General features: G+C 74.1%; 20 protein-coding genes and 2 pseudogenes. 6 read left to right on the forward strand and 16 right to left on the reverse strand.

From position 1 onward, the window contains the following. The first annotated feature begins 323 nt into the window (after window positions 1-323). Window positions 324-704 (forward strand): DUF192 domain-containing protein, encoded by a 381-nt coding sequence (locus tag LUW75_RS07290; protein WP_250334894.1) that lies wholly within the window; start codon window positions 324-326, stop codon window positions 702-704. On the opposite strand, the gene LUW75_RS07295 is transcribed toward LUW75_RS07290, so the two are convergent. The 14 genes and pseudogenes from LUW75_RS07295 to LUW75_RS07360 all read right to left on the reverse strand — a co-directional run bounded on the left by LUW75_RS07295 (window position 676) and on the right by LUW75_RS07360 (window position 13,586). Continuing rightward, window positions 676-1,770, reverse strand: coding sequence for a hypothetical protein (locus LUW75_RS07295; protein ID WP_250334895.1), 1,095 nt, complete (start codon window positions 1,768-1,770; stop codon window positions 676-678). The genes LUW75_RS07290 and LUW75_RS07295 overlap by 29 nt on opposite strands. A 787-nt stretch (window positions 1,771-2,557) precedes the next feature. Continuing rightward, a complete protein-coding gene (locus LUW75_RS07300) occupies window positions 2,558-3,190 on the reverse strand; it encodes an OmpA family protein (RefSeq protein ID WP_250334896.1) in 633 nt (210 codons plus the stop codon). Then, window positions 3,190-3,615 carry a hypothetical protein gene (locus tag LUW75_RS07305; protein WP_250334897.1) on the reverse strand — a complete coding sequence of 142 codons (426 nt, stop codon included), beginning with the start codon at window positions 3,613-3,615 and terminating at the stop codon, window positions 3,190-3,192. The genes LUW75_RS07300 and LUW75_RS07305 overlap by 1 nt, the downstream gene beginning before the upstream one ends. A 205-nt stretch (window positions 3,616-3,820) precedes the next feature. Then, the gene (locus tag LUW75_RS07310; RefSeq protein ID WP_284453872.1) at window positions 3,821-4,465 is read right to left on the reverse strand and encodes a pilus assembly protein TadG-related protein; all 645 of its coding nucleotides are present in this window, start codon (window positions 4,463-4,465) and stop codon (window positions 3,821-3,823) included. Further along, window positions 4,462-4,695: a hypothetical protein gene (locus LUW75_RS07315; protein WP_250334898.1), complete on the reverse strand. Its 234-nt coding sequence runs from the start codon at window positions 4,693-4,695 to the stop codon at window positions 4,462-4,464. The genes LUW75_RS07310 and LUW75_RS07315 overlap by 4 nt, the downstream gene beginning before the upstream one ends. Before the next feature lie 403 nt (window positions 4,696-5,098). Beyond that, window positions 5,099-5,986 (reverse strand): DUF5936 domain-containing protein, encoded by an 888-nt coding sequence (locus tag LUW75_RS07320; RefSeq protein WP_250334899.1) that lies wholly within the window; start codon window positions 5,984-5,986, stop codon window positions 5,099-5,101. A 34-nt stretch (window positions 5,987-6,020) separates the two neighbouring features. Further along, window positions 6,021-6,959: a type II secretion system F family protein gene (locus LUW75_RS07325; protein WP_250334900.1), complete on the reverse strand. Its 939-nt coding sequence runs from the start codon at window positions 6,957-6,959 to the stop codon at window positions 6,021-6,023. 47 nt (window positions 6,960-7,006) lie between these two features. Continuing rightward, entirely contained in the window at window positions 7,007-8,350 is a 1,344-nt protein-coding gene (locus LUW75_RS07330; RefSeq protein ID WP_250334901.1) for a CpaF family protein, read from the reverse strand. Next, the gene (locus LUW75_RS07335) at window positions 8,347-8,745 is read right to left on the reverse strand and encodes a TadE/TadG family type IV pilus assembly protein (RefSeq protein ID WP_250334902.1); all 399 of its coding nucleotides are present in this window, start codon (window positions 8,743-8,745) and stop codon (window positions 8,347-8,349) included. The genes LUW75_RS07330 and LUW75_RS07335 overlap by 4 nt, the downstream gene beginning before the upstream one ends. 5 nt (window positions 8,746-8,750) lie before the next feature. Beyond that, entirely contained in the window at window positions 8,751-9,140 is a 390-nt protein-coding gene (locus LUW75_RS07340; RefSeq protein ID WP_250334903.1) for a TadE/TadG family type IV pilus assembly protein, read from the reverse strand. A gap of 20 nt (window positions 9,141-9,160) precedes the next feature. After that, window positions 9,161-10,390 carry an AAA family ATPase gene (locus LUW75_RS07345; RefSeq protein WP_250337582.1) on the reverse strand — a complete coding sequence of 410 codons (1,230 nt, stop codon included), beginning with the start codon at window positions 10,388-10,390 and terminating at the stop codon, window positions 9,161-9,163. Window positions 10,391-10,666: 276 nt separating this feature from the next. Beyond that, window positions 10,667-11,131: pseudogene (gene cpaB / locus LUW75_RS24585) on the reverse strand (Flp pilus assembly protein CpaB); the annotation flags it as partial. 83 nt (window positions 11,132-11,214) lie between these two features. Continuing rightward, window positions 11,215-12,108, reverse strand: a complete 894-nt coding sequence (locus tag LUW75_RS07355; RefSeq protein ID WP_250334904.1) for a hypothetical protein — start codon at window positions 12,106-12,108, stop codon at window positions 11,215-11,217. Window positions 12,109-12,335: 227 nt separating this feature from the next. After that, window positions 12,336-13,586 (reverse strand): Nramp family divalent metal transporter, encoded by a 1,251-nt coding sequence (locus tag LUW75_RS07360; protein ID WP_250334905.1) that lies wholly within the window; start codon window positions 13,584-13,586, stop codon window positions 12,336-12,338. A 255-nt stretch (window positions 13,587-13,841) separates the two neighbouring features. Between LUW75_RS07360 and LUW75_RS07365 the strand changes: the two genes are divergently transcribed. Beyond that, complete coding sequence (locus LUW75_RS07365; protein WP_250334906.1) at window positions 13,842-15,191, forward strand: M14 family metallopeptidase; 1,350 nt, start codon at window positions 13,842-13,844, stop codon at window positions 15,189-15,191. Window positions 15,192-15,463: 272 nt separating this feature from the next. Beyond that, window positions 15,464-16,759 carry an alanine racemase gene (locus LUW75_RS07370; protein ID WP_250334907.1) on the forward strand — a complete coding sequence of 432 codons (1,296 nt, stop codon included), beginning with the start codon at window positions 15,464-15,466 and terminating at the stop codon, window positions 16,757-16,759. A gap of 62 nt (window positions 16,760-16,821) precedes the next feature. Here the strand turns inward: LUW75_RS07370 and mptB are convergent. Beyond that, window positions 16,822-18,293 (reverse strand): annotated as a pseudogene (gene mptB, locus LUW75_RS07375) (polyprenol phosphomannose-dependent alpha 1,6 mannosyltransferase MptB). A gap of 247 nt (window positions 18,294-18,540) precedes the next feature. On the opposite strand from mptB, the gene LUW75_RS07380 reads away from it, so the two are divergent. Beyond that, window positions 18,541-19,752 (forward strand): pyridoxal phosphate-dependent aminotransferase, encoded by a 1,212-nt coding sequence (locus LUW75_RS07380; protein ID WP_250334908.1) that lies wholly within the window; start codon window positions 18,541-18,543, stop codon window positions 19,750-19,752. Window positions 19,753-19,830: 78 nt separating this feature from the next. Further along, window positions 19,831-20,223, forward strand: a complete 393-nt coding sequence (locus LUW75_RS07385; protein WP_250334909.1) for an SCO4983 family protein — start codon at window positions 19,831-19,833, stop codon at window positions 20,221-20,223. Window positions 20,224-20,547: 324 nt separating this feature from the next. Here the strand turns inward: LUW75_RS07385 and LUW75_RS07390 are convergent, their stop codons facing one another. Next, window positions 20,548-22,371 carry a phosphoenolpyruvate carboxykinase (GTP) gene (locus tag LUW75_RS07390; RefSeq protein WP_250334910.1) on the reverse strand — a complete coding sequence of 608 codons (1,824 nt, stop codon included), beginning with the start codon at window positions 22,369-22,371 and terminating at the stop codon, window positions 20,548-20,550. A 197-nt stretch (window positions 22,372-22,568) separates the two neighbouring features. On the opposite strand from LUW75_RS07390, the gene trhA reads away from it, so the two are divergent. Further along, window positions 22,569-23,261 carry a PAQR family membrane homeostasis protein TrhA gene (trhA, locus tag LUW75_RS07395; protein ID WP_250334911.1) on the forward strand — a complete coding sequence of 231 codons (693 nt, stop codon included), beginning with the start codon at window positions 22,569-22,571 and terminating at the stop codon, window positions 23,259-23,261. Window positions 23,262-23,343: the final 82 nt, after the last annotated feature.

A 23,343-nucleotide genomic window follows, 5' to 3' on the forward strand; every position in this document is an offset into this window, starting at 1 on the left:
CACGGCGCGGGACGGCCGCAACGCACCCGTCCGGCGGGCCGCCGGACGGGCCGTGCGGGTCGCCGACCGGAGCGCGGTGGCGGCGGGACCGCGGAGCCCGGGGGCGCGGGACTGCGGGAACCGGAGCGCGGTGGCGGCGGGACTGCGGGGACCGGGGCGCAGGACTGCGGGAACCGGAGCGCGGTGGCGGCGGGACCGCGGAGCCCGGGGCGCAGGACTGCGGGAACCGGAGCGCGGTGGCGGCGGGGCCGTGGGAGCCGGAGCGGGGTAGCGGTGGGGCGGGAACCTGCGGCGGGGCGGCCCGGGGGCCTACCGTGCGGGGTATGGGATGGCGGAACGGAACGGGCACGCTGCGGATCGGCGGCGGGGCGGCGGTCCCCGTCGAGATCGCCGCCTCGCACCGGACGCGGGCGCGCGGGCTGCTCGGGCGGGACGGGATCGACGGGGCGATGCTGCTGACGCCGTGCGGGAGCGTGCACACCTTCCGGATGCGGTTCGCGATCGACGTGGCGTACCTCGACCGCGACCTGACGGTCCTCGCCGTCGTCCCCGGGATGCGGCCGGGGCGGTTCGGGCTGCCCCGGCTCCGGGCCCGGCACGTGCTGGAGGCAGAGGCCGGGGCGATGGAGCGGTGGGGCGTACGGCCGGGGCTCCGGCTCCTGGTCGACGCACCGGTCACGGGGGACCCGGACCGAGCAGGGTGAACGCCCCGTACGCGGCGGAACCCAGCGCCGCCACGGCGAGCACCGCGCCCGCGTACCGGGCGCGCAGCCGGGCGAGGGCGACGGCCGCCGGGAGCAGCAGCGGGAAGGCGGGCATGATCAGCCGCGGCCGGGACCCGAAGTACGCGGCGCCGACGAGGGACACGGCGACCACGGTGAGCGTGTAGACGAGGACCGGAAGCGGCTGGCGTTGCCGCACGCACAGCCACACCGCCCAGCCGAGCACCGCGAACGCCGCGAGGAGCCCCGCCCCGGCGAGCGGCTGCGGCCCGGTCAGTTGCGCCCCGACGAACCGTGCGAGGGCGGCGCCCCCGTCGACGCCGTTGCCCCAGCCGGCCTGGACGTCGAAGTACCCGGCGGGGTCGCCGACCCGTACCGCGACGTACCCGACGTACGCCAGCCAGCCCAGCGGTGCCAGCAGCACCCCGACGGCGAGGCCCGGCGCGACGCGGCGCTCCCGGACGGCGGTGACGAGCGCGGTGACGCCGAGCGCGGCGATCAGTGCGACGGCGGACGGCCGGGTGAGGCCGGCCAGCACCGCGAGGACGCCCGCCCGGACCCAGCGGCCGCGCAGCACGGCGTGCAGCGACCAGGCGGCGAACGCCGTGAACAGCGTCTCCGTGTACGCCATGGACTGCACGAACGCCGTCGGGTACACGCCCCACAGCACCGCCAGGACGACACCGGCACGCCGCCCCGCGAGGTGCGCGCCGACCGCGTAGACGCCCCAGGCGGCGACGAGCGACGCCGCCCAGGAGACGGCCAGCCCGGCGGGGGCGGCGCCGACGGGGAGCACCGTGGACAGGGTGCGCTCCAGGGCGGGGAGCAGGGGGAAGAACGCCAGGTCGGAGTGGACGGCACCGTCCGGGAGGGCGACCTCGTGGCCGTACCCGTGCTCGGCGATGCGGGTGTACCAGACGGAGTCCCAGCGGCCCGTGAGCCGGTGCCACGCGTCCTCCCCGCTCACGGCGGCCGCGACGAGGAGGACGGCGAGACCGGTGAGGCGCGCCGCCGCGTAGCCCAGCAGCGCGAGACCGGCGGCGTTCACCCGGCCGGGCCGGCCCGGGGGTCGGGGCGGGGCCGGACGGTCGGGGCGGTCCGGGAGGTCGGGCGGGCAGGGGGGTCCGGACGGTACAGGGTGCCGGAGCGGCCGGAGGGGTCCGGACGGCCGCGGTGTTCCAAACGGCCGGGGTGGTCAGGGCGGCCGGGGCGGTTCGGGCGGCCGGGGCGGGGGGCGTCCTCCGTCGCGGCCGCCCGTACGGGCGGGGCCGTTCGGTCCGGGGGCACCGGCCGATTATGTCCAGCACCCGGACGTACCCGTTCGGGGAAGCGGCCGAAAAGCGCTGCGGGGTGCGCCCCGGTGCGGGCGGAGCCGGGGTACCGGGGTGATGCGGTGACCGGTCGTAGCCGGTCCGGGAGCGGCGGTCCCGCGGGCGGCAACGCAGCACCGACGGCCCAGCCGGTGGCGAAAGGCGGGCGGCGTCTCGGCGGGAGCAACCACCACGGGTGCCGAGGCCGCGGCGGGCGGCGGGCGGCGGGGAGGAGCGTCACCGCTGAGGCGCCTCGGAGCGCCGGGGACGGTGAAACGGCCGGATGTCGTGGGAGGGAGGGCGGTGAGCGGCCGGCGGACGCGGGTGTCCCGGACCCGCCGGCCGCTCACCGCCGGATGCGGATCGCCCCGCCCTCCACCGCCGGGCACCGACCGTCCGGCCCTCCACCCCCGGGTACCGACCGTCCGGCCCTCCACCCCCGGCGCCGAACAATCGGCCCTCCACCGCCGGGCGCCGAACGACCGACCGGCCGACCGACCGACGGTGCCGGCCGTCCTGCGCCGTCTAGCCGCCGGTCGGGAAGGAGACCTCCACCCGGCGGTTCTTGCGGCGGCCCTCCTCCGTGCTGTTGTCCGCGATCGGGTACTGCTCCCCGTAGCCGCGGATCTCGTACGCGATGTTCTGCGCCGCCAGCAGCGGCGACAGCACGCCGTGGACGGCGTCGGCACGCTGCTTGGACAGGAGGTCGCCGTGGGCCTCGGAGCCGAGGTCGTCGGTGAAGCCGAAGACACGGATCCTCGTGGCGTTCCGCTTCTTGATCTCCTCGGCGATCGCCGCGATGCGGGAGTTCGCCTCCGGCGTCAGCTTGGCGCTGTCCTTGCCGAACAGGACCTCCGCCTGGAGCGCGAACTTCAGGTGGGTGCTGGTCTCCTCACGGCGCTCCTCGCCGCCCTCGGACTCCACGATGGAGACGATCGGCAGCACCTTCGCGGCCGCCAGGGTGGCCCCCTCGCGCATCTTCAGCCCGGGGGCGGTCGGGTCGATCTCCGGCACCGGCGCGGACGCCTCGGTCCCGGGCGGTACGGCCCCCGGCGTCTCGTCGGCGTGCGCGGCGGAGGGGACGGCGAGGTGGGCGCCGGCGAGGAGCGCGAAGGCGCCGAGGACGCTGGTCAGGGGACGGCGTGTGGGGGCCCGCATCACGAGATCTCGATGGTCGCGGGGGACATCTTCGGCAGTTGGAACTCCACCTGCGTGGTCGTCGCGGGAGGCGCGGGGAACTGAATGAAGACGATGATGGACTCACCCGCCTTCACGGTGGTCACCCCTGTGGTCGTGAGCGGATACCCCTCCGTGTCCCGCAGCACGTAGTAACGCTTCTTGTCCGTCTTGTCGATGAGCGTGGCACCGGCGAAGGACGGTCCGGTCTTCTTGACCTGAAGTTCCTCGCCGTTCCATTCGAGGGGGGCGTCGAGCGTCTCGGACGTGGGGTTCTTCAGGGTTCCCGTCACCGTCAGGAAACCGCCCCGATCCCTGGCGGCGGTGTGGATGACGAGCTCCAGTCCGCCCGCTCCGTTCAGTGTGGCGAGCGTCTTGCCGGTGTCCGGCCCGTTCTCCCCCGCCACTGGACGGGGTCTGGGAGGCAGGGACGGACGATGCGCTTCCCGCTTTGCCCGGTGTCCCCTCCCCGCCGCTGCCGCCTGCGGTGTCACCGCCGCAGGCAGTAAGCAGGAAGGCCAGCGCCGCCGCCGTCATGCCCGTCACGGCACTACGCGCGGTCACTCCGCTTCTCATACCCATGAATGTCATTCTCTCTGCGTTCCTTCGTGGTCAGTCCTCGGCGAGCCGCACCTCGAAAAGGTCGGCCATATCCGGAAGATCCCTCGGGTCCAAGTTGAGGACGGAGCCCTCGCAGTTCAACGACCCCGGTGACGACGGGTTTTCACCGTCGGCCGGTTCCCCGGTCGGCTCCTCGGCTGGTTCCTCAGTCGGTTCCTCGGCTGCTTCCTCGGCCGGTTCGAAGTCACAACGGGGAACGACGACCGCCGTGGCCGTCGCCACGGCGTAGTCCCCTTCCGTACCCGGCAGGATCGTGTCGCCCACCGGCTTTCCCGACTTCACGGTCACCGTGAACCCCCAGCGACCATTGGTGAGTGCGTCGCAGATCTGTACCGTCGCGCCGTTCCGGGCGGCGTAGGTGCGACTCGCTCCGCAACCGTCCTTGCCGACCAGTTCACCGGCGAAGAGGTCCGCCAGCCCGTCGGCGTCGAGACCGTCCATCTCGAAGAGGTCCCTCGACTCCTTGGCCGCTGCCAGCGCGGCGGCGTCCGCCGCCGACTGCGCACCGTTCCGGGTCGCTCCCGCCTGGCCCACCGCGAGGAACGCGAGTGCGAGAAAGAGCAGGCTCACCACCATGAACACGTAGAGCGGCGAGGCTTGTCCGGACTCCCGACCGGGGCGGACAGCGCCTCTCAGCCCCCGATGATCTTGCTGACCTGGGAGCGCAGCCCCGACGCGATGGTGTTGCCGATCCCCGAGCCGACCAGGGCCGCGATGATCACTCCCACCAGGATGATGATCCCCACGTACTCCACCGCCCCCTGGCCCCGGTCCCCCCGGCGCTTCAGGGCGGTCGTCGTGGTGTGCGCCCAGGTGCCCACGTACACCTTGGCCTGGGTCAGGGCCTTCAGTGCGATGTTCGACATGGCGGTCCCCTCCGGGGTCGGGATGGTGCGGGTCTTCGGTGCCGTGTGCGCGTGGTGCGGGGCGGCCCCCGGGGGGCACACGGGTGGAAGCGCGCCCGTACGCAGGGTAAGCCCCCTCCATGATGGGGCCCAGGGCCCCCTCATGGGTCCGAATCGGCGATCGGGACCGGAAACGGTGGTCAGCCACGGCCTGTCGCGCCCCCCGTCGTCTCGCGTCGGCTCGGCAACGAATGTCCCACATCCGCTTGCGGAAGCGAAGCCTCTTCCACACATTCGGCCGGGTGGCGGCCGTGGCCTCCCGCCCGGGGCGGCGGGGCCGCCTGCGGTGCGGTGTCCGTGTCCGGGAACGGGGTGTGTGCGGTCGCAGACGGCCGCCGCCGCGTCCGGGTCGTCTGGGCCACCGTCAGCCGCCCAGCAGGTCGGTCAGGTCGACGCCCGAGCCGTAGTAGAAGCTCAGTGTGATGAGGATCATCGTGGCGGGCAGCATCACCAGCGTCACCACGAGCGTGGTCTTCGGGACCGCCTTCGCCGCCGCGCGGCGGGCGTTCTGGGCGTCGGTGCGGCGCATGTCGTTGGCGATCTGGATGAGCGTGTCGACGATGGGCGCGCCCAGTTCCTCGCCCTGCTGGAGGGCGGTGACGAACATCGACACCTGCTCGGAGGCGTTGCGCCTGCGGAGCTGGTCGAAGGCCTCGCGGCGGCTGACGCCCATGTCCATCTGGCGCAGGGTGATGCGCAGTTCGTCGGCCCAGGGGCCGGAGTACTTCTCCGCGACCCGTTCCAGCGCCTGGCGGAAGCCGAGTCCGGCGGAGACGACGACGGCGAGGACGTCGAGGAAGTCGGGCAGGGTGCGTTCGATGTCGTCCCTGCGGCGCCGGATGGCGATGCGCAGCAGTACGTCCGTCCAGGTCAGGCCGTACGCGAGGACGATCGCCGCGACGACGGGCTGGCCGCGCAGCAGCATCGCCAGGGCGGCGGCCGCGCCGAGGGCCCCGTACACGGCGCGCCGGGCGGCGTACCGGTCGACGGTGAGGCCGCCGGGGTTGCCCGCCATGTCGAGGCGGCGGCGCAGGGCGTCGACGCGCTTGGGGCCCATCAGGCGCAGCACGGACGGGGCCCAGCGCATGCCGAGCCGGTCGACGCCGGAGCCGACGGCGGAGGTGCGGGTGGCGCCGACCTCCAGGGCGACGGCCAGGTCGCCGGGGAGTTCGGCCTCGGCGCGGTACAGGCGTACGCCGTGGAAGACGCCGTACACGGCGAGCCCCGTCAGCGCGGCCAGCAGGAGCACCATGTCCCGTTCCCCTCCTCTCCCTCTCCCCGGCGCATCAGACGCGGACCCGGGACAGCCGGCGGATCATCACGAACCCCGCCGTGTACAGCGCGAACGCGATGACCGAGCCGGCCTGTCCGGCGAACGACCCCGTCATCTCGTCGAGGGCTCCCGGGTTCATGCCGTTGATCATGAGGAGGAAGCCGAGGCCGAGGAGGGGCAGGGCGAAGGCGGTGACCTTGACCTGGGAGAGCAGGGTGGCGACCTCGCGGCGGGTCTCCTTGCGCTCGTCGAGCGTGCCGGTGAGGTTGCGCAGCGAGCCGACGACCTGGCCGCCGGCCCGGTTGGAGAGGACCAGGGTGGTGACCAGGACGACGAGTTCGCGGGAGGGCAGCCGGTCGGCGAGGGCGCCGAGGGCGTCGTCGAGGCTGTGGCCGACGGCGAGCTGGTCGGCGACCCTGCGGAGCTCCTCGCCTGCCGGGTCGTCGAGTTCGTCGGCGGCCATGGAGATGGCGGTGCGGAGGGCGAGGCCGGCCTGGGTGGCGTTGGCGAGGACGCGCGTCAGCTCGGGCAGCTGGTTGATGAACGCCTCGGTACGGCGCCGGCGCTGCCAGTCGAGGAACGCGTCGGCGCCCCACAGCCCGGCCAGGGCGGCGAGGACGCCGAAGAACGGGGCGAACACGGCGGTGACCGCGGCGTACAGGGCCAGGAGGCCCGCGAGGGCGTAGACCGCGTACTCGGCGGGGGTGAGGGCGAGGCCCGTGACGGCGAGCTTCCGTTCCAGGCGGCGGCCCGGCCCCGTCCGGCGCAGCCGGCGGTCCAGGCCGGGGAACCGGCGGCCGCGGGCCGCGGTGGGCGCGGGGCCCGTCCGGGTCATCCGCGCCACGAGCGCCTTCTGCTGCGCCCTGCCCGCGGCGTGGGCGTGCACGCCCAGGACGGCGAGGAGGCCGGCCAAAAGGGTGACGCCGAGCGTCAGGAGCGGGAGGTTGTCCATCGTGTCGTCTGTCCGTCGATTCCGGGAGGGGGCTGCGGGGGGCGGGGCTACGCGGCGGTCCCGCGCAGGGCCAGTTGGGCGTCGCTGTGGGCGACGCCGAACGCGGCGGGGGCCGGTTCGTTGTGCATGTACAGCCGCTCGGCGACCCGCCGGGGCAGGGGGTGGTGGGTGAAGTGGCCGTGGACGCGGCCGTCGGGGGTCATCGGCCGGGCCTCGAACCGGCAGACCGACACGATGCGGTACTCCTCCCGGCCGTGCGAGTCGACGACCGCGATCTCGGTGATCCTGCGGGAGCCGTCGGCGTGCCTGGTGAGCTGGACGATGACGTCGACGGCGCTGTTGATCTGGTCCCGGATGGCCGCGAAGGGCACCTCCACCTCGGACATGGAGGCGAGGGTCTGGAGGCGCGTCAGGGCGTCCTCGGCGCTGTTGGCGTGGACGGTGGCGAGGGAGCCGTCGTGGCCGGTGGACATGGCCTGGAGCATGTCGAGGGTCTCGCCGCCGCGGACCTCGCCGACGACGATGCGGTCGGGGCGCATGCGCAGGGAGTTGCGGACGAGGTCGCGGATGGTGATGCGGCCCTTGCCCTCGACGTTGGCGGGCCGGGACTCCAGGGTGATGACGTGGGACTGCTGGAGCCGCAGCTCGGCGGAGTCCTCGATGGTGACGATGCGCTCGCCGTCCGGGATGAGGCCGGACAGGGCGTTGAGCAGGGTGGTCTTGCCGGTGCCGGTGGCGCCGGAGACGATCACGTTGAACTTGGCGCGCACCAGCCCGGAGAGCAGCATCACCATGTGTTCGTCCAGCGATCCGAGGGCGACCATCTCGTGGAGCGTGAAGGCGCGGGGGAAGCGGCGGATGGTGAGGACGGGGCCGCTGAGGGAGAGCGGCGGGATGATGACGTTGACGCGTTCGCCGGAGGGGAGGCGGGCGTCGACCATGGGGTTGGACTCGTCGACGCGGCGGTTGACGGTGGAGACGATGCGCTCGATGGTCTGCATCAGCTGCTCGGTGGAGGAGAAGCGCATGGGCAGCCGTTCGAGGCGGCCGTGCCGCTCCACGTACACCTGGTCGGGGCCGTTGACCATGATCTCGCTGACGGACGCGTCCTCCAGGAGGGGTTCGAGGATGCCGAGGCCGAGCGCCTCGTCGACGACGCGGCGGATGAGGTGGGACCGCTCGGTGGAGGAGAGGACGGGGCCCTCGCGGCTGATGATGTGGCCGAGGACCCGTTCGAGGCGTACGCGGCGGTCGGCGGCCGGGAGGGCGGACATCTCCGCGAGGTCGATCTCCTCCAGGAGCTTGCCGCGGTAGGTGCCGACGAGGTGGTCCTCCTCGCCGTCCCTCCCGCCGGCCGGCTCGGAGCCGGTGATGCGTGCCCGCAGGCTCACGGGGTCCCTCCTTCGCTGGTCGTGACGGGCATGGTGGTGGTCCTGGTGACCGGGTCGAAGCTGAGGAGGGGCAGGACGGTGGGGACGGGGACGGTCACGGTCGCCGTGACGTCTTCGCCGTGGGGCGGGGCGCTGACCGTGGCGCCGTCGGCGAGCCAGCCGCTCATGGCGCCGTACCCCGCGGCCTCGCCGTTCCCGCCCTGGGAGGCGACGCGGGCGGCGGCGCGGGCGGCGGTGCCGGCCTGCTGGGCGGCGTAGGCGACGATGCCGAGCTGGACGGCGGCGAGGGCGGCGACCAGGAGGACGCCGATCCAGCCCGCGAACTCGATGGCGGCCTGGCCCCGGTCGGGGCGCTCCCCGCGGTTCCGCGGGGCGCCGGGCCGGTGTCCGGTCACGGGCCTCACTTCTCCCTCTCGTCGGCCGCGGCCGCGTGGGCCCTGACGGTGAAGGGGAGGTTCGCGCCGGGGAAGAGGGCGGGGACGCGGACGCTGACGTCGGCGGTGAACAGGTCGCCCGCGCTGCCGCAGGACGCGCTCGCCGACCAGGCGCCGGACAGCGTCCGCCCGGCCGCGCCGGCGCAGTCGCCGCCGACCGCGCCCGCGCGGGCCGCCTCGTCGGCGGCGTTGCCGGCGAGGGAGTACGTGTAGCCGATGAGCGCCGCCTGCCAGAGCAGGAGCAGTACGCCGAGCACGAGCGGCACCATGCCGGTGAACTCCACCGCCACCTGCCCCCGGTCGCCGTACCGGCGCCGGCGAGCGCCGTCCGGCGCCGCCGTCCGCGCGTGTGCCATGGCCGCCCCTCCCCTCTCCGCTACTTCCTGCGTGTCTTCAGCAGCCTGCCCGGCCGGTCGCCCGCCGACTCCGGGGCCTTGACGAGGCCGAGTTCGCCGGCGAGCGCCCACAGGGCCTGCTTGACGGCCGACCTGGGGTCCAGCTCGTGCATGCGGCCCGCGTCGACGGCCGACTGGAGCTCCTTGAAGGCGGCGGGGACGCCGGTGCGGGCGACGCGGGTGCCGGTGATCCTCTCGACGAGGGCGGGCTGGATCTCCGTGTGGCGGGTGTGGCGGTTGACGACGGTCGTGGTGTCCTCCGCCTTGCGGATCTGGAGCCGGTCCCAGAGGCGGACCATGCGCTTGGCGGCGCGGACCGCGACGACGTCGGGGGTGACGACGAGGAGGGCCGTGTCGGCCATCTCGACGGCGGCGGCGTTCGCGGAGTCCATCTTCGTGCCGCAGTCGACGACGACGACCTCGTAGCGGTGGCGCAGCGCGCTGACGATCTGGCGGGCGGACCGGTCGGCGACCTCCTCGCCGCGTTCGCCGTCGGCGGGGGCGAGGAGCAGGGACAGGCCGGTCGGGTGGGTGTAGAGGGCGTCCTGCAGGACGCGGGGGGTGATGTCCTCGATGGCCGCGAGGTCGACGGCGGAGCGGCGGAACTGCACGTCCAGGTAGGAGGCGACGTCGCCGGACTGGAGGTCGAGGTCGGCGAGGGCGGTGCTGCGGCCGGAGGCGCGGGCGGCGAGGGCGAGCTGGACGGCGGTGACGGTGGTGCCGACGCCGCCCTTCGCGCCGCTGACGGTGACGACGGTGCCGGCCGGCCCGCCGGGGGCGTCGCCGGTCCGGCCGAGGTGGCGGCGGACGCCGGCGGCCCAGGCGGCGGCGGACTGGACGCGCTGGGCGAGCTCCTCATACGCGAGGGGGAGGCCGACCAGGCCGCGGGCGCCGGAGTCCATGGCGGCCGAGTACAGGCCGGGGCTGGTGTCGGCGGTGACGAGGACGACGCCGACGGCGGGGAAGCGGAGGGCGACCTCGCGGATCAGGTCGAGGGCGGGTACGGGGCCGATCCGTTCGTGGACGAGGACGACCTCGGGGAGGCCGTCGACGGATTCGGCGGCCGCCCGGGCGAGGGCGTCGACGAGGGTGGTGGAGTCGCCGGCCGGTGCGGGGGCGGCCTGCTCGGCGTCGGGGAGCTGGCCGAGCAGGGTGGTGAGGGCGCGGGCGGCGTCGGGGTCGCCGGCGGCCGCGAGGACGCGAACGGTCATCGTGCTGTCCGCCCCCTCACTTGTTCTTGTCTTCGCCGAGCGTGTACGTCGACTCGCCGGGCTTCGGGGCGGCGGGGCCGTCCTTCGGCAGCAGGGCGAGGCGCACGTGCTCGGCGAACGACTCGGCGTAGGCGACGCGCTGGGCGTCGGCGGTGGTGAGGGCGAAGGTGATCGGTACGGCCTCGCGGACGCCGCCGGCCGTGCCGCGGTCGCTCCCGCGCCGGTCGAGGGGGTGAGCTTGCCGACGTCGAGGACGCGGGCGCCGGCGACGATGAGCCGGGACTCGGCGACGGCGTTCCTGCCGCGGCCCTCGTCGTCGAAGGTGGCGAAGATGTTCACCCGCGCCCCGGCGGTGATCTTCCCGGCGACGCCGGTGGAGGCGTCGATCATGATGGCGATCTCCTGCTCCCCGCTCGCGAGGGCGGGCCGGTCGGCGATCATGTCCCTCTGGAGCAGGGATCCCTTCCCGAGGTCCGAGACGGCGATCTTGCCCCGGACGGCGGAGAGGTCCCTGACGGCGTTGGCGGACAGCCACCGCTCCGGCATGGTGATCTTCTCGAAGTGGCCGGGCCGGAGGGGCTCGTAGGCCGGCACGTCCGCCTTGACGCGGTACGCCGCGACCTCCGGTCCGACCTTCGCCTGGACGTCGCCGACGATGACGACGACGCCGGCGAACGCGCCGAGGGCGCACAGGACGGACAGGACCAGCAGGATGACGCCGCGGCGCTGACGTGCGTTCATGGGCGGGAGGACCTCGTGGGGTGGCGGGCGGAGGAGGGGCGGGGACGCGGGTGCGGGGGGCGCGGGCGGGGCGCCGGGGCGGGTCACGACGCGCGCCGCGTCGGCGTGCCCGGGGCCGGGGCGGCGAGGGGGCCGCGGGCCTCGGGCGCGTGGGGCGGGGCGAGCGGGGCGGCGCAGAAGCCGCAGCGGTCGCCGAGGAGCTCGACGCCGCACCAGGCGCAGGTCTCGCGGCGCACGGACGACACGAGCTGGTGCAGTACGGGCAGGTCGGGCAGGTACGCGGCGAACTCCACGAGCTTGGCCGTACCCCACCAGGCGGCGGAGGCGGCGGGCCGCGGGACCTCGTCGACGCCCTGGACGCGCCAGGCGGGGGCGAGGGTGCCGGTGACCCAGTCGGCGGCGAGCTGGCCGCGGGCGACGGCCATGCGGGTGGCGAACTCCGGCCCGGGGAACGGGTCGCCGCCCTGGGAGCCGAGGCGGACGAGGCGGGGCTCCGGGTTGGCGAGGACGGCGAACTGGGAGCCGGGCACCCAGGACTTGGCGTGCGCCTTGAGGGTGACGGGGACGCGGTCGAGGCGGGCGACGGAGTTGAGTACGGCGCCGGCGTGGACGTAGTGGGCGAGGAGCCGGGCGGCGGTGGCGAGGACGCCGGGGCCGAAGTCGCAGGCGGACAGCTGGCGGAGCTGGCGGGCGAGGACGGCGACGCCGAGCGGCGGCAGGTCCAGCGGCAGCAGGGCGATGCGGTCGCTCTCCAGGAGGGCGCGCACGGTGTGCAGGCGGTGCACGTGGGGGTGGGGGGTGGAGGCCGGGTAGAGGGCGACGAGGTGCCCGTACCGCTCGACGAGGGCCTGGGTGTCGGCGAGGGCTGCGGCCAGGGACTGGGCGCCGGGCGGGGGGAGTACGACGGCGCCGGGGGTGTGGGGGTCGGACGGTGGTAGCACCAGGTCGGCACTGGTGACGGCAATCGCGGTCGGCACGCTGGTTCCCCGTTCGGTTCCGGCCACCGGTGTTCCCGGCGTGTCGCGGGGGTCCGCGACACCTTTCGCTCCGTGTGTGCTCCTGACCCGCACTTTATCGGCGGGAACGGGGCTGGAGAACCGCTTTCGGACTCCTCATGACAGATCACACGTTCCGCATAAGCCATCAAAACGTGCCAATTGCCCACGCGTTGGGCGGCGCGCCGCCCCGCGGCGGGCGCGGAGCCTCACCACGGCAGGTCGCGCACCTGCTCGACGCACAGCACCAGGAACAGCACCCCGGCCGCGCCCAGCATCGCGTTGCCGAACCACCCGTTGCGCCAGCCGCGGGGGGTGCGGGAGGAGTTGAGCAGCCACAGCAGGGTCAGGGCGAGGAACGGCATGAAGAAGGCGCCGACCACGCCGTAGACGACGACCAGGAAGAACGGCCGGTCCAGGAAGAGCAGCGACATCGGCGGGAAGGTCAGCCACAGCAGGTACGCGCGGAACGGCACCGACCGTTCCGCCGGCACCGCGGCCTCCCCCGGCACCGCGGGGGCGCCGCCCCGACCCCGAAGACGGGCGACGAAGTCCGCGAACAGCAGGCTCACGCCCTGCCACACGCCGATCAGCGAGGTCACGGACGTGGCGAAGAACCCGACGAGGAACAGCTTCGCCGTGGCCGCCCCGTACCGCTCCTCCAGCAGCCCGCCGAGGTCGACCAGGCCCTTGTCGCCCTCGGCGAGGACGATGCCCGAGGTGTGCAGCAGTTCGGCGCCCACGATCAGCATGGCCACGACGAAGACCCCGGTCGTCGCGTACGCGACCCGGTTGTCCAGCCGCATCACCCGCATCCAGCCGGTGTCCCGCCAGCCCTTGGCGTTGACCCAGTAGCCGTACGCGGCGAGGGTGATCGTGCCGCCGACCCCGCCGACCAGGCCCAGGGTGTACAGCAGCGAGCCGTCCGGGAGGGCCGGGACCAGCCCGGCGGGGAGGTCGCCGAGGTTCGGGGCCACCCGTACGGCCAGGTAGACGGTGACCAGGAACATCACGCCGACGAGGACCGTCATGACCTTCTCGAAGACGGCGTACCGGTTGAACCAGACGAACAGCAGCCCGCCCACCCCGCACAGGACCGCCCACCATTTCAGGTCCATGACACCGGGGAACAGCGCGGCGAGCGGCAGGGCGGTGGAGGACATGGCGGCGGCGCCGTAGACGAAGCCCCACACAGCGACGTAGCCGGTGAAGTAGACGGTCGTCCACGGGCCCAGGGAGAGCCAGCCGTCGAGGAGGGTGCGACCGGTGGCGAGGTGCCAGCGGCCGGCGGCCTCGGCGAGGGAGATCTTGATCAGGCAGCCGAGGACGGCCGCCCAGAGAAGGGTGTAACCGTACCTGCCGCCGGCGACGAGCGTGGCGACCAGGTCGCCGGCGCCGACGCCGGTCGCGGCGACCACGATGCCGGGCCCGATGTGCCGCCAGCTCGGTCTGCGCAGCACGGGGGGAGGGCGCCCCGCCCCCGCCGCGCGCCACGCCGTGAGCGGTGTCCGCGGTGTCCGCCATGAGCCGTCGGCCCCTTCCCGTCTCTCCAGTGGTGCGCACGTCACCCAAGCGCCCGCCGGACGGACGCGCAAGGGCACGTACCGGAGCGGCCCTTTCCGGCCACGACCGGAGTTCCTTCTTGACGCGTCCATGCCATCACACCATCCTGCGACGACGGGGTCACCCACCCCGCCCCCCACTCAGGAGACAGCATGCGACTACGCATACCCGGCGGACGGTCCGTCACCCTCGCGGCCGTCCTCGCGCTGGCCGTCGTGGCGCCCCTCACCGCCACCGCGAACACCCCCGACCCGGCCTCCGCCCCCTCCGCCGCCCCGGCCGCCGCCGCCGAGGAGGTCATCCGCCAGTACCGGATCCAGGGCCCGTCCACCCCCGCCGCACGGGCGGCGGTCGCCGCCACCGGAGCCTCGGTCGACGAGGTGGACGAGCGCGCGATCGTCGTCAGCGCCGACTCCGCGCAGGCCCGCGGCCTGCGCGCGCTCGGCCACCGCCTGGAGGCGCTGCCCGCCCCCGGCGCCCGCTCCGACCGCGGCACCGTCACGCCGATGGACTTCCCGTCCGCCGACTCCCGCTACCACACCTACGCGGAGATGACGGCCGAGATCAACCAGCGGCTCCAGCAGTACCCGAACATCATGAGCAAGCGGGTGATCGGCAAGTCCTACCAGGGCCGCGACATCATCGCCATCAAGGTCAGCGACAACGTGGCGACGGACGAGAACGAGCCCGAGGTGATGTTCACCCACCACCAGCACGCCCGTGAGCACCTCACCGTCGAGATGGCCCTCTACCTGCTGCGCGAGCTCGGCGCCGGCTACGGCTCCGACTCGCGCATCACCAACGCCGTCAACGGCCGCGAGCTCTGGATCGTGCCCGACCTCAACCCGGACGGCGGCGAGTACGACATCGCCTCGGGCACCTACCGCAGCTGGCGCAAGAACCGGCAGCCCAACCCCGGCTCCTCCTACGTCGGCACCGACATGAACCGCAACTGGGCCTACAAGTGGGGCTGCTGCAACGGCTCCTCCGGCTCCCCGAGCGCCATCACCTACCGGGGGTCGGCCCCCGAGTCCACGCCCGAGGTGAAGGTCCTCGCCAACTTCGTCCGCTCCCGCGTCATCGGCGGGAAGCAGCAGATCCGGGCGTCGATCGACTTCCACACCTACAGCGAGCTGGTCCTCTGGCCGTTCGGCTGGACCTACTCCGACACCGCGCCCGGCATGACCCAGGACGACCGGGACGCCTTCGCCGCCGTCGGCCGCAAGATGGCCGCCAGCAACGACTACACCCCCCAGCAGTCCAGCGACCTCTACGTCACCGACGGGTCGATCGACGACTGGCTCTGGGGCAACCAGCGCATCTTCGCCTACACCTTCGAGATGTACCCGGGCAGCGCCTCCGGCGGCGGCTTCTACCCGCCCGACGAGGTGATCGAGCGCGAGACCGCCCGCAACCGCGACGCGGTGCTCCAGCTGGTGGAGAACGCCGACTGCATGTACCGGTCGATCGGCAAGCAGCAGCAGTACTGCTCCGCTCCCTGATCCATCGGGCCCACCCGCCCCGCGGGGCGCCCGCTCCCACCCGTCCTCCGCGGCGGCACGGTTCCCGTGCCGCCGCGGAGGCGCGACGGGCGGCCGGCGCGCGGCACCCCGGACCGGGCGGCCGGCGGGCGGGGCCGGCGGTCCGGCTCGTCGCGTGGCGCCCCCGTCGCAGCCGGGCGGGAAACGCCGGCCCGGTCCCCGACCGGGGGTTGGACACGGCCGGGCGGAGTGCGCGACGATCCCCGCACCGGGTGCGACGAGAGGGAGGCCCGATGGCCGCCGGACAGCCGGAAGGACCCGACGCGCTCGCCGCGCGGCTCGCGGACGAGCGGATCGACCACCGCTTCAAGGGCCTCCCGCCGGACGCGGACGGCCTGACCGTCGGCGAGCTCGCCGCCGAGCGGCGCAACGTCTTCGCGGGCGGCTTCACCACGCCGCTCCTGACGCTCTCCGCCGAGGCCCTGGAGCACAACCTGGCGCTGCTGGGGGCGTACTCCGCGCGCCACGGCCTGGCGTTCGCCCCGCACGGCAAGACGACGATGGCGCCGGGGCTGTTCGCCCGGCAGCTGGCGCACGGCGCCTGGGGCATCACGGTGGCCGTCCCGCACCAGGCGCGGGTGTGCCGGGCCTTCGGGGTGCGGCGGGTGTTCCTGGCGAACGAGCTGGTCGACGCGGCCGCCCTGCGCTGGGTCGCCGCGCGGCTCGCGGACGACCCCGGCTTCCACTTCGTCTGCTACGTCGACTCGGTGCGCGGCGTCGAGCTGATGGACGAGGCGCTGGCCGGATCCGCGCGGCCCGTGGACGTGGTGGTCGAGCTGGCGGCGGGCGAGGGCGCCCGGACCGGGGTGCGGACCCGTGCGGCGGCCGTGGACGTCGCCCGCGCGGCGGCGCGGACGGCGTCGCTGCGGCTGGTCGGCGTCGCCGGGTACGAGGCGCAGGTGCCGGACGCGTCCCCGGCGACCGTACGGGCGTGGCTGCGGCGGCTCGTCGGGCTGGCGGCGGAGCTGGACGGGGCGGGGCTCCTCGCGGACGCGGAGGAGATCGTCCTCAGCGCGGGCGGCAGCGAGTGGTTCGACGCGGTCGCGGACGTGTTCGCGGAGGTGCCGGAGCTGTCGGCACCCGTGCTGAAGCTCCTGCGGTCGGGGGCGTACGTCTCCCACGACCACGGGCACTACGAGCGGCTGACGCCGTTCAACCGCGTTCCGGAGGAGGGTGCGCTGGAGCCGGCGTTCCGGCTGTGGGCGCAGGTCGTCTCCCGGCCCACGCGGGAAGAGGCGTTCCTCAACGCGGGCAAGCGGGACGTCTCGTACGACCTGGGGCTGCCCGTGCCGCACCTGGTGAGGTCCGGCCGGGACGGCGCGGTCCGCCCGGCGGAGGGGCTGGCGGTGACGGCGCTGTCGGACCAGCACGCCTGGCTGCGGACGGACCCGGAGGGCACCGGGCCGGAGGTCGGGGACTGGGTGGCGCTGGGGCTGGCGCACCCGTGCACGGTGTTCGAGAAGTGGCCGCTGATCCCGCTGGTGGAGGCGGACGGGACGGCCGTCGACTACGTCCGCACGTTCTTCTGAGGACCGGGTCCCCGGCCTCCGCGGCGGGGCGCGCACGGGTGGAGCCGTCCTCCGGGAGGCCGTCAGGCGCGGGAGGGCTCGCGGTCCTCGGCGCGGCGCGGCGACGGCAGCCACACGCCGCCGGCGAAGTCGGAGCGGCGCAGCAGCAGCTGGGCGCCGACCGCGCACACGACGGCGGCCAGGGCGAAGCCGTACGCGGGGGTGCGGCCGTCGGCCGCGGTTACGTGGACGAGGCCGGCCGACAGGACGGTGACGGCGCGTCCGACGCGGCCGTTCCAGGCGGTCGCGGCGAGCGGCGGCACGGCCCACAGCAGGTACCAGGGCTGGACCATCGGGGAGAGCACCACCAGCGCGAGCAGGGCGAGGCCCAGGGCGTGCAGCGGGTCCAGCCGGCCGCGCGCCACCCACGACGCGAGGTAGGCGACGAGGCCCAGGGCCAGGGTCAGGCCCATGGCCTGGACGGCCCGTTTGACGGGCTCCGGTTCGGCGCCGGACAGGTGGTGCATGGACTCGCCGAGTACGACGCCGAGGTCGCTGCTGAGGGAGAGCGCCGTGTGGATCGTCCCGGCGACGCTCTGGGTGCGCAGCCAGCCGAAGCCGGTGCCGGCGCACAGCGTCGCGCCGACCGCGACGCCGGCGGCCACGGCGCCGGGTCCGAGCAGGCCCTTCGCGATCCGCCGCAGCAGCGGCCCGGACGCCTCGCGGCCGACGGCGGCCCCGATGAACAGCAGCGCGAGCGCGGCCGGCGACTTGACCGTCATGGCGAGGGCGACGAGGGCGCTGCCCGCGACCCAGCGGCCGCGGCGCACCGCGAGCGCGGTGCCCGCCAGGAGCAGGCCGGCCATCAGCCCGTCGTTGTGGAGCCCGCCGACGACGTGGACGAGGAGCAGCGGGTTGAGCGCGCCGAGCCAGAGCGCGCCCGCCGTGGCCCGGCGCGGGGCGAACCGGAGCAGCGCCCAGAACAGCAGGGCGAGCGCGGCGACGGCGACGGCCCGCATCCCGAGCACGGCCGGCACGATGTGCCCGGCCGCCGCGGCGGCGACGGCCTTCGCGAGGAGGAGGAAGGCCGGGCCGTACGGGGCGGGGGTGTCCGTCCAGTGTCCGCCGACGCTCGCGGCGGCCGCCCCCCGAGCCCGTCGGGCGCGAGGACGGACGGCCCGTGGCGGTAGACGTCGTGGCCCTCGACGACCATGGCGCCCTGCGCGATGTAGCTGTACACGTCGGCGCTGTACAGCGGCGGGGCGAGGAGGAGCGGGGCGGTCCACCAGGCGAGCGTGGCGGCGGCCGCCCGGGCCCGCACGGGGACGCCCTCGGCGACCAGCCGCCCGTACCGCCACCAGGCGACGACCAGGAGGGTGAGTCCGGCGAGGGCCAGGAGCGTTCCGGGCCGGGTCGTGTCCTGGGTTCGCGGGAGCCACAGGCCCCACGAGTCCCGGGCCGGCAGTGCGCCCGCGGCCCAGCCGCCCAGGGCCACCCCGGCCGACCCGGCCGCGCCCAGGCGCCTGCATCCGGCGACGCTCCTCAAGGACCACATGGGGAGCCAACCTACCCGGCCGGGCCCGCCGACCCGCCCCGGCCGGCACGCTCCCCGTACGGCCGCCCCGGTCGCGGAAGGCCGTCCCCCGGAAGGCCGTCCCCCGGAAGGGTGCCCCGCGGCCGGAGGGCCGCCACCGGGGAGGGCGCTGCGACCGGTGCGGAGCCGGCCGGGGCCGTCCCCGCCGGTTGCCCGGCGTGGCGCAAAACACGAGGCGTGGCGGACCGCGCGACCGTAAGCTCGCGGCATGCAGGTCATCCAGTCGGCGAAGCTCGCCAACGTCTGTTACGAAATCCGCGGCCCGGTGCTCGAGGAGGCGATGCGGCTGGAGGCGGCGGGCCACCGCATCCTCAAGCTGAACACCGGCAACCCGGCCGCGTTCGGCTTCGAGTGCCCGCCCGCGATCCTCGAGGACATGCTCCGCAACCTCGGCACGTCGCACGGGTACGGCGACGCGAAGGGCCTGCTCGCGGCGCGGCGCGCGGTGATGAGCCACTACGAGACGCGGGGCGTCCCGCTCTCCGTGGAGGACATCTACCTCGGCAACGGCGTCTCGGAGCTCATCCAGATGTCGATGCAGGCCCTCCTCGACGACGGCGACGAGGTCCTCGTCCCGGCCCCGGACTACCCGCTGTGGACGGCGTCGGTGGCGCTGGCGGGCGGCACGCCGGTGCACTACCGGTGCGACGAGCAGTCCGACTGGATGCCCGACCTGGCCGACGTCGAGCGCAGGATCACCGACCGCACCAAGGCGCTCGTCGTCATCAACCCGAACAACCCGACCGGCGCCGTCTACGACGACGAGATGCTGCGCGGCCTCACCGAGATCGCCCGCCGGCACAACCTGGTGGTCTGCTCGGACGAGATCTACGACAAGATCCTCTACGACGGCGCCACCCACACCCCGACCGCCGCCGTCGCCCCGGACCTGCTGTGCCTGACGTTCAACGGCATGTCCAAGAACTACCGCGTGGCCGGCTACCGCAGCGGCTGGCTGGCCGTCTGCGGCCCGAAGGCGCACGCCTCCTCGTACATCGAGGGCCTGACGATCCTCGCCAACATGCGCCTGTGCGCGAACATGCCCGCCCAGCACGCCATCGCGGCCGCCCTGCAGGGCCTGCAGTCGATCGAGGCGCTGGTCGCGCCGGGCGGCCGGCTGCTGGAGCAGCGGGACGCGGCGTACGAGCGGCTGATCGACATCCCGGGCGTCAGCTGCGTGAAGCCGAAGGGCGCGCTGTACCTCTTCCCGCGCCTCGACCCGGCCGTCCACAAGATCAAGGACGACCGGCAGATGGTCCTCGACCTGCTGCGGGCGGAGAAGATCATGGTGGTGCACGGGACGGGCTTCAACTGGCGCGAGCCGGACCACTTCCGCATCGTGACGCTGCCCACCACCGTGGACCTGGTCGACGCGGTCACCCGGATCGGGACCTTCCTGGACGGCTACAGCCAGCACTGACCGTCACATGGACCAGACATAATTTTAGATTGATTCCAATGTAGGATGGCCTTCTGTCCGTGAACAGGAGGCCATCCCATGTACGAGCCGATCCGCACCAAGTCGGTCCACCGGGCGGCCGACGGCGACCGGGACTCCTTCCCGCGCCGCTCCCGGGAGGAGGAGCTGGACATCCAGCTCGCCGGGCACCTCGCGGCGCTGCTCGCCGTCACCGACGAACTGGGCGACCACGCCGCGGCGGAGCGCATCGCCCGGCAGGTGGCCAGGCTGCGCGGCGCGCCGCCCGCCCGGCGCCCCGGGCCGGGCGGCGCGGACCGGTCCGCGCTGCACCGCCGCGCTCACGCCCTCGCGGGGCGCGCCCTGGTCGTCGCGGCCTCCCGCGCCGACACCGCCGTGGCCGTCCTCGCCGCCGAACGGATGGACGCCCACGCGGCGGCCCTGGGCGGGAACGCCCTGGTCGCCACCGGCTGAGCGGCCGGGGACACGCAGACCGGCGGCGGGCGGGCAGCCGGGGCGGGGGGAGGGCCGCCCGCCCGGCCCTTCGCGGAGGCCGGAGGGGCGCGCGGAGGCCGGAGGGCTCCTGTACGCAGCGCCACGAGGAGCGGGGCGGGCCGGGCACGGCGACCTCCCGGGACCCGCTCCCGGCGCCCCGGGGGCGGGGCGGGACCGGCCCGGAAAAGGGCGTCCCCCGGAACGACGATGCCGTTCCGGGGGCCGTCGGCCGCGGCCGGCCGAGATGACTTCACAGGTCAGGGCGTTGTCGTACGGCCCGGCCGCGGGTCTGCGGGGCCGGGGTCAGCCCAGGCGGGAGACGAGCGCGCGGTACTCGTCCCACAGCTCCTTCGGCGTGTGGTCGCCGAAGGTGTCGAGGTGCTCGGGGATGAGCGCCGCCTCCTCGCGCCACACGTCCGCGTCGACCTTCAGCAGGAAGTCGAGGTCCTCCTCGGGCAGGTCGAGGCCCTCGGTGTCCAGCGCGTCGCGCGTCGGCAGGATGCCGATCGGGGTCTCGACGCCCTCGGCCCTGCCCTCCAGGCGCTCCACGATCCACTTCAGCACGCGGCTGTTCTCGCCGAAGCCGGGCCAGACGAACCTGCCCGCGTCGTTCTTGCGGAACCAGTTCACGTAGTAGATCTTCGGCAGCTTGGACCGGTCGGCGTTCTTGCCGACCTCGATCCAGTGGGCCATGTAGTCGCCCATGTTGTAGCCGCAGAAGGGGAGCATCGCGAACGGGTCGCGGCGCAGCTCGCCGACCTTGCCCTCGGCGGCGGCGGTCTTCTCGGAGGCGACGTTCGCGCCGAGGAAGACGCCGTGCCGCCAGTCGAAGGACTCGGTGACCAGCGGTACGGCCGAGGCGCGGCGGCCGCCGAAGAGGATCGCGGAGATCGGCACGCCCTTAGGGTCCTCCCACTCGGGCGCGATGATCGGGCACTGCGAGGCGGGCACGGTGAACCGGGCGTTCGGGTGGGCGGCCGGGGTGCCGGACTCCGGCGTCCAGTCGTTGCCCTTCCAGTCGGTCAGGTGTGCGGGCGTCTCCTCGGTCATGCCCTCCCACCACACGTCGCCGTCGTCGGTGAGCGCGACGTTGGTGAAGACGGCGTTGCCCCACAGGGTCTTCATGGCGTTGGCGTTGGTGTGCTCACCGGTGCCGGGCGCGACGCCGAAGAAGCCGGCCTCGGGGTTGATCGCGTAGAGGCGGCCGTCCTCCCCGAACCGCATCCAGGCGATGTCGTCGCCGATCGTCTCGACCGTCCAGCCGGGGATGGTGGGCTCCAGCATCGCGAGGTTCGTCTTGCCGCACGCGGACGGGAAGGCGGCGGCGACGTACTTGGCCTCGCCCTGCGGCGGGGTCAGCTTGAGGATGAGCATGTGCTCGGCGAGCCAGCCCTCGTCGCGGGCCATGACGGACGCGATGCGCAGCGCGTAGCACTTCTTGCCGAGCAGGGCGTTGCCGCCGTAGCCCGAGCCGTACGACCAGATCTCGCGGGACTCGGGGAAGTGCGAGATGTACTTGGTGGGGTTGCACGGCCAGGGCACGTCGGCCCGGCCGGGCTCCAGCGGGGCGCCGAGGGTGTGGACGGCCTTGACGAAGAAGCCGTCGTCGCCGAGCTCGTCCAGGACCGCCTGCCCCATGCGCGTCATCGTGCGCATGGAGACGGCGACGTACGCGGAGTCGGTGATCTCGACGCCGATCGCGGAGAGCGGCGAGCCGACGGGGCCCATGCAGAAGGGCACGACGTACATCGTGCGGCCGCGCATCGAGCCGCGGAAGATACCCTGTTCGCCGGTGAAGATCTCCCGCATCTCGGCGGGGGCCTTCCAGTGGTTGGTCGGGCCCGCGTCCTCCTCCTTCTCGGAGCAGATGAAGGTGCGGTCCTCGACGCGGGCGACGTCGGTCGGGTCGGAGGCGGCGTAGTAGGAGTTGGGGCGCTTGATCGGGTCCAGCTTCCGGAAGGTGCCCTTGGCCACGAGCTCCTCGCACAGGCGCTCGTACTCGGCCTCGGAGCCGTCGCACCAGACCACCTGGTCCGGCTGCGTGATCGACGCGATCTCGTCGACCCAGGCGGTGAGGGCCTGGTGCTGGGTGGGGGCGGTGCTGGGAGCCGCGTTCTCGCGCGCCACGGTTGCTCCTTGTCGAGGGGTCCTTGGTTGTTGCCCCGTGGGGGCTGCGACCCGGACGCTGCGTGCTTCGCGCTCATCCGGTGCCGACGGCACTCATTTGATCATCCGACGGGAATGTGCATATGTCCAGAGGGCCTCTCACGTGAGCATCGCCACTTGTGTCCCGGTGCCTACGGAGGCGTAGGTAGCATTCCGCCATGACCGCCGCAGCCGTGATCGAGCAGACCGATGCCGACGCCTGCCCGCCCCGCGTACCCGTGAAGCCGCGCCTGCGCGGCTGGCTGCACGCCGGGATGTTCCCCGTCGCGCTGGTCGCCGGGATCGCCCTGACCGCCCTGGCGGACTCGGCGCGCGGCCGCCTCGCCTGCGGCGTCTACGCGCTCACGGCCTGTCTGCTGTTCGGTGTGAGCGCGCTGTACCACCGGGGGGACTGGGGGCCGCGGGTCACGGCCGTGCTGCGGCGTCTGGACCATGCCAACATCTTCCTGATCATCGCGGGTACGTACACCCCGCTGACGCTGCTCCTCCTCCCCGGGCCGACCGCCCGGGTCCTGCTGTGGGCCGTCTGGGCCGCCGCGGCGGCGGGCATCGCGTTCCGCGTGTTCTGGGTCGGCGCGCCGCGCTGGCTGTACACGCCGTGCTACATCGCCATGGGCTGGGCGGCCGTCTTCTTCCTGCCGGACTTCCTGCGGGCGGGCGGCGTCGCCGTGCTCGTACTCGTCGTCGTCGGCGGCCTCCTCTACAGCGCGGGCGGCGTGGTGTACGGCCTGAAGCGGCCCGACCCGTCGCCGCACTGGTTCGGCTTCCACGAGGTGTTCCACTCCCTGACGCTCGCCGCGTTCGTCGCCCACTACGTGGGCATCTCCCTGGTCGCGTACCGGCACGCGTAGACGGCCGCGAGTGCGCTCCCCCGCGCACCCGTGCGCCCGCACGTCCACGTCCCCGCAAGCCCCGCCGCGCATCGGGGCGCCC

It is taken from the genome of Streptomyces sp. MRC013, from assembly GCF_023614235.1.
In the GTDB taxonomy this organism is placed as follows: Bacteria; Actinomycetota; Actinomycetes; order Streptomycetales; family Streptomycetaceae; genus Streptomyces.

What these genes read in the sequence shown, in the direction of transcription:
- LUW75_RS07345 (WP_250337582.1), bottom strand. Translation starts at nt 10,390, where the DNA reads ATGACCGTTCGCGTCCTCGCGGCCGCCGGCGACCCCGACGCCGCCCGC.
- LUW75_RS07315 (WP_250334898.1), bottom strand. Translation starts at nt 4,695, where the DNA reads ATGTCGAACATCGCACTGAAGGCCCTGACCCAGGCCAAGGTGTACGTG.
- LUW75_RS07365 (WP_250334906.1), top strand. Translation starts at nt 13,842, where the DNA reads ATGCGACTACGCATACCCGGCGGACGGTCCGTCACCCTCGCGGCCGTC.
- trhA (WP_250334911.1), top strand. Translation starts at nt 22,569, where the DNA reads ATGACCGCCGCAGCCGTGATCGAGCAGACCGATGCCGACGCCTGCCCG.
- LUW75_RS07340 (WP_250334903.1), bottom strand. Translation starts at nt 9,140, where the DNA reads ATGGCACACGCGCGGACGGCGGCGCCGGACGGCGCTCGCCGGCGCCGG.
- LUW75_RS07320 (WP_250334899.1), bottom strand. Translation starts at nt 5,986, where the DNA reads ATGGTGCTCCTGCTGGCCGCGCTGACGGGGCTCGCCGTGTACGGCGTC.
- LUW75_RS07385 (WP_250334909.1), top strand. Translation starts at nt 19,831, where the DNA reads ATGTACGAGCCGATCCGCACCAAGTCGGTCCACCGGGCGGCCGACGGC.
- LUW75_RS07370 (WP_250334907.1), top strand. Translation starts at nt 15,464, where the DNA reads ATGGCCGCCGGACAGCCGGAAGGACCCGACGCGCTCGCCGCGCGGCTC.
- LUW75_RS07380 (WP_250334908.1), top strand. Translation starts at nt 18,541, where the DNA reads ATGCAGGTCATCCAGTCGGCGAAGCTCGCCAACGTCTGTTACGAAATC.
- LUW75_RS07290 (WP_250334894.1), top strand. Translation starts at nt 324, where the DNA reads ATGGGATGGCGGAACGGAACGGGCACGCTGCGGATCGGCGGCGGGGCG.
- LUW75_RS07325 (WP_250334900.1), bottom strand. Translation starts at nt 6,959, where the DNA reads ATGGACAACCTCCCGCTCCTGACGCTCGGCGTCACCCTTTTGGCCGGC.
- LUW75_RS07300 (WP_250334896.1), bottom strand. Translation starts at nt 3,190, where the DNA reads ATGCGGGCCCCCACACGCCGTCCCCTGACCAGCGTCCTCGGCGCCTTC.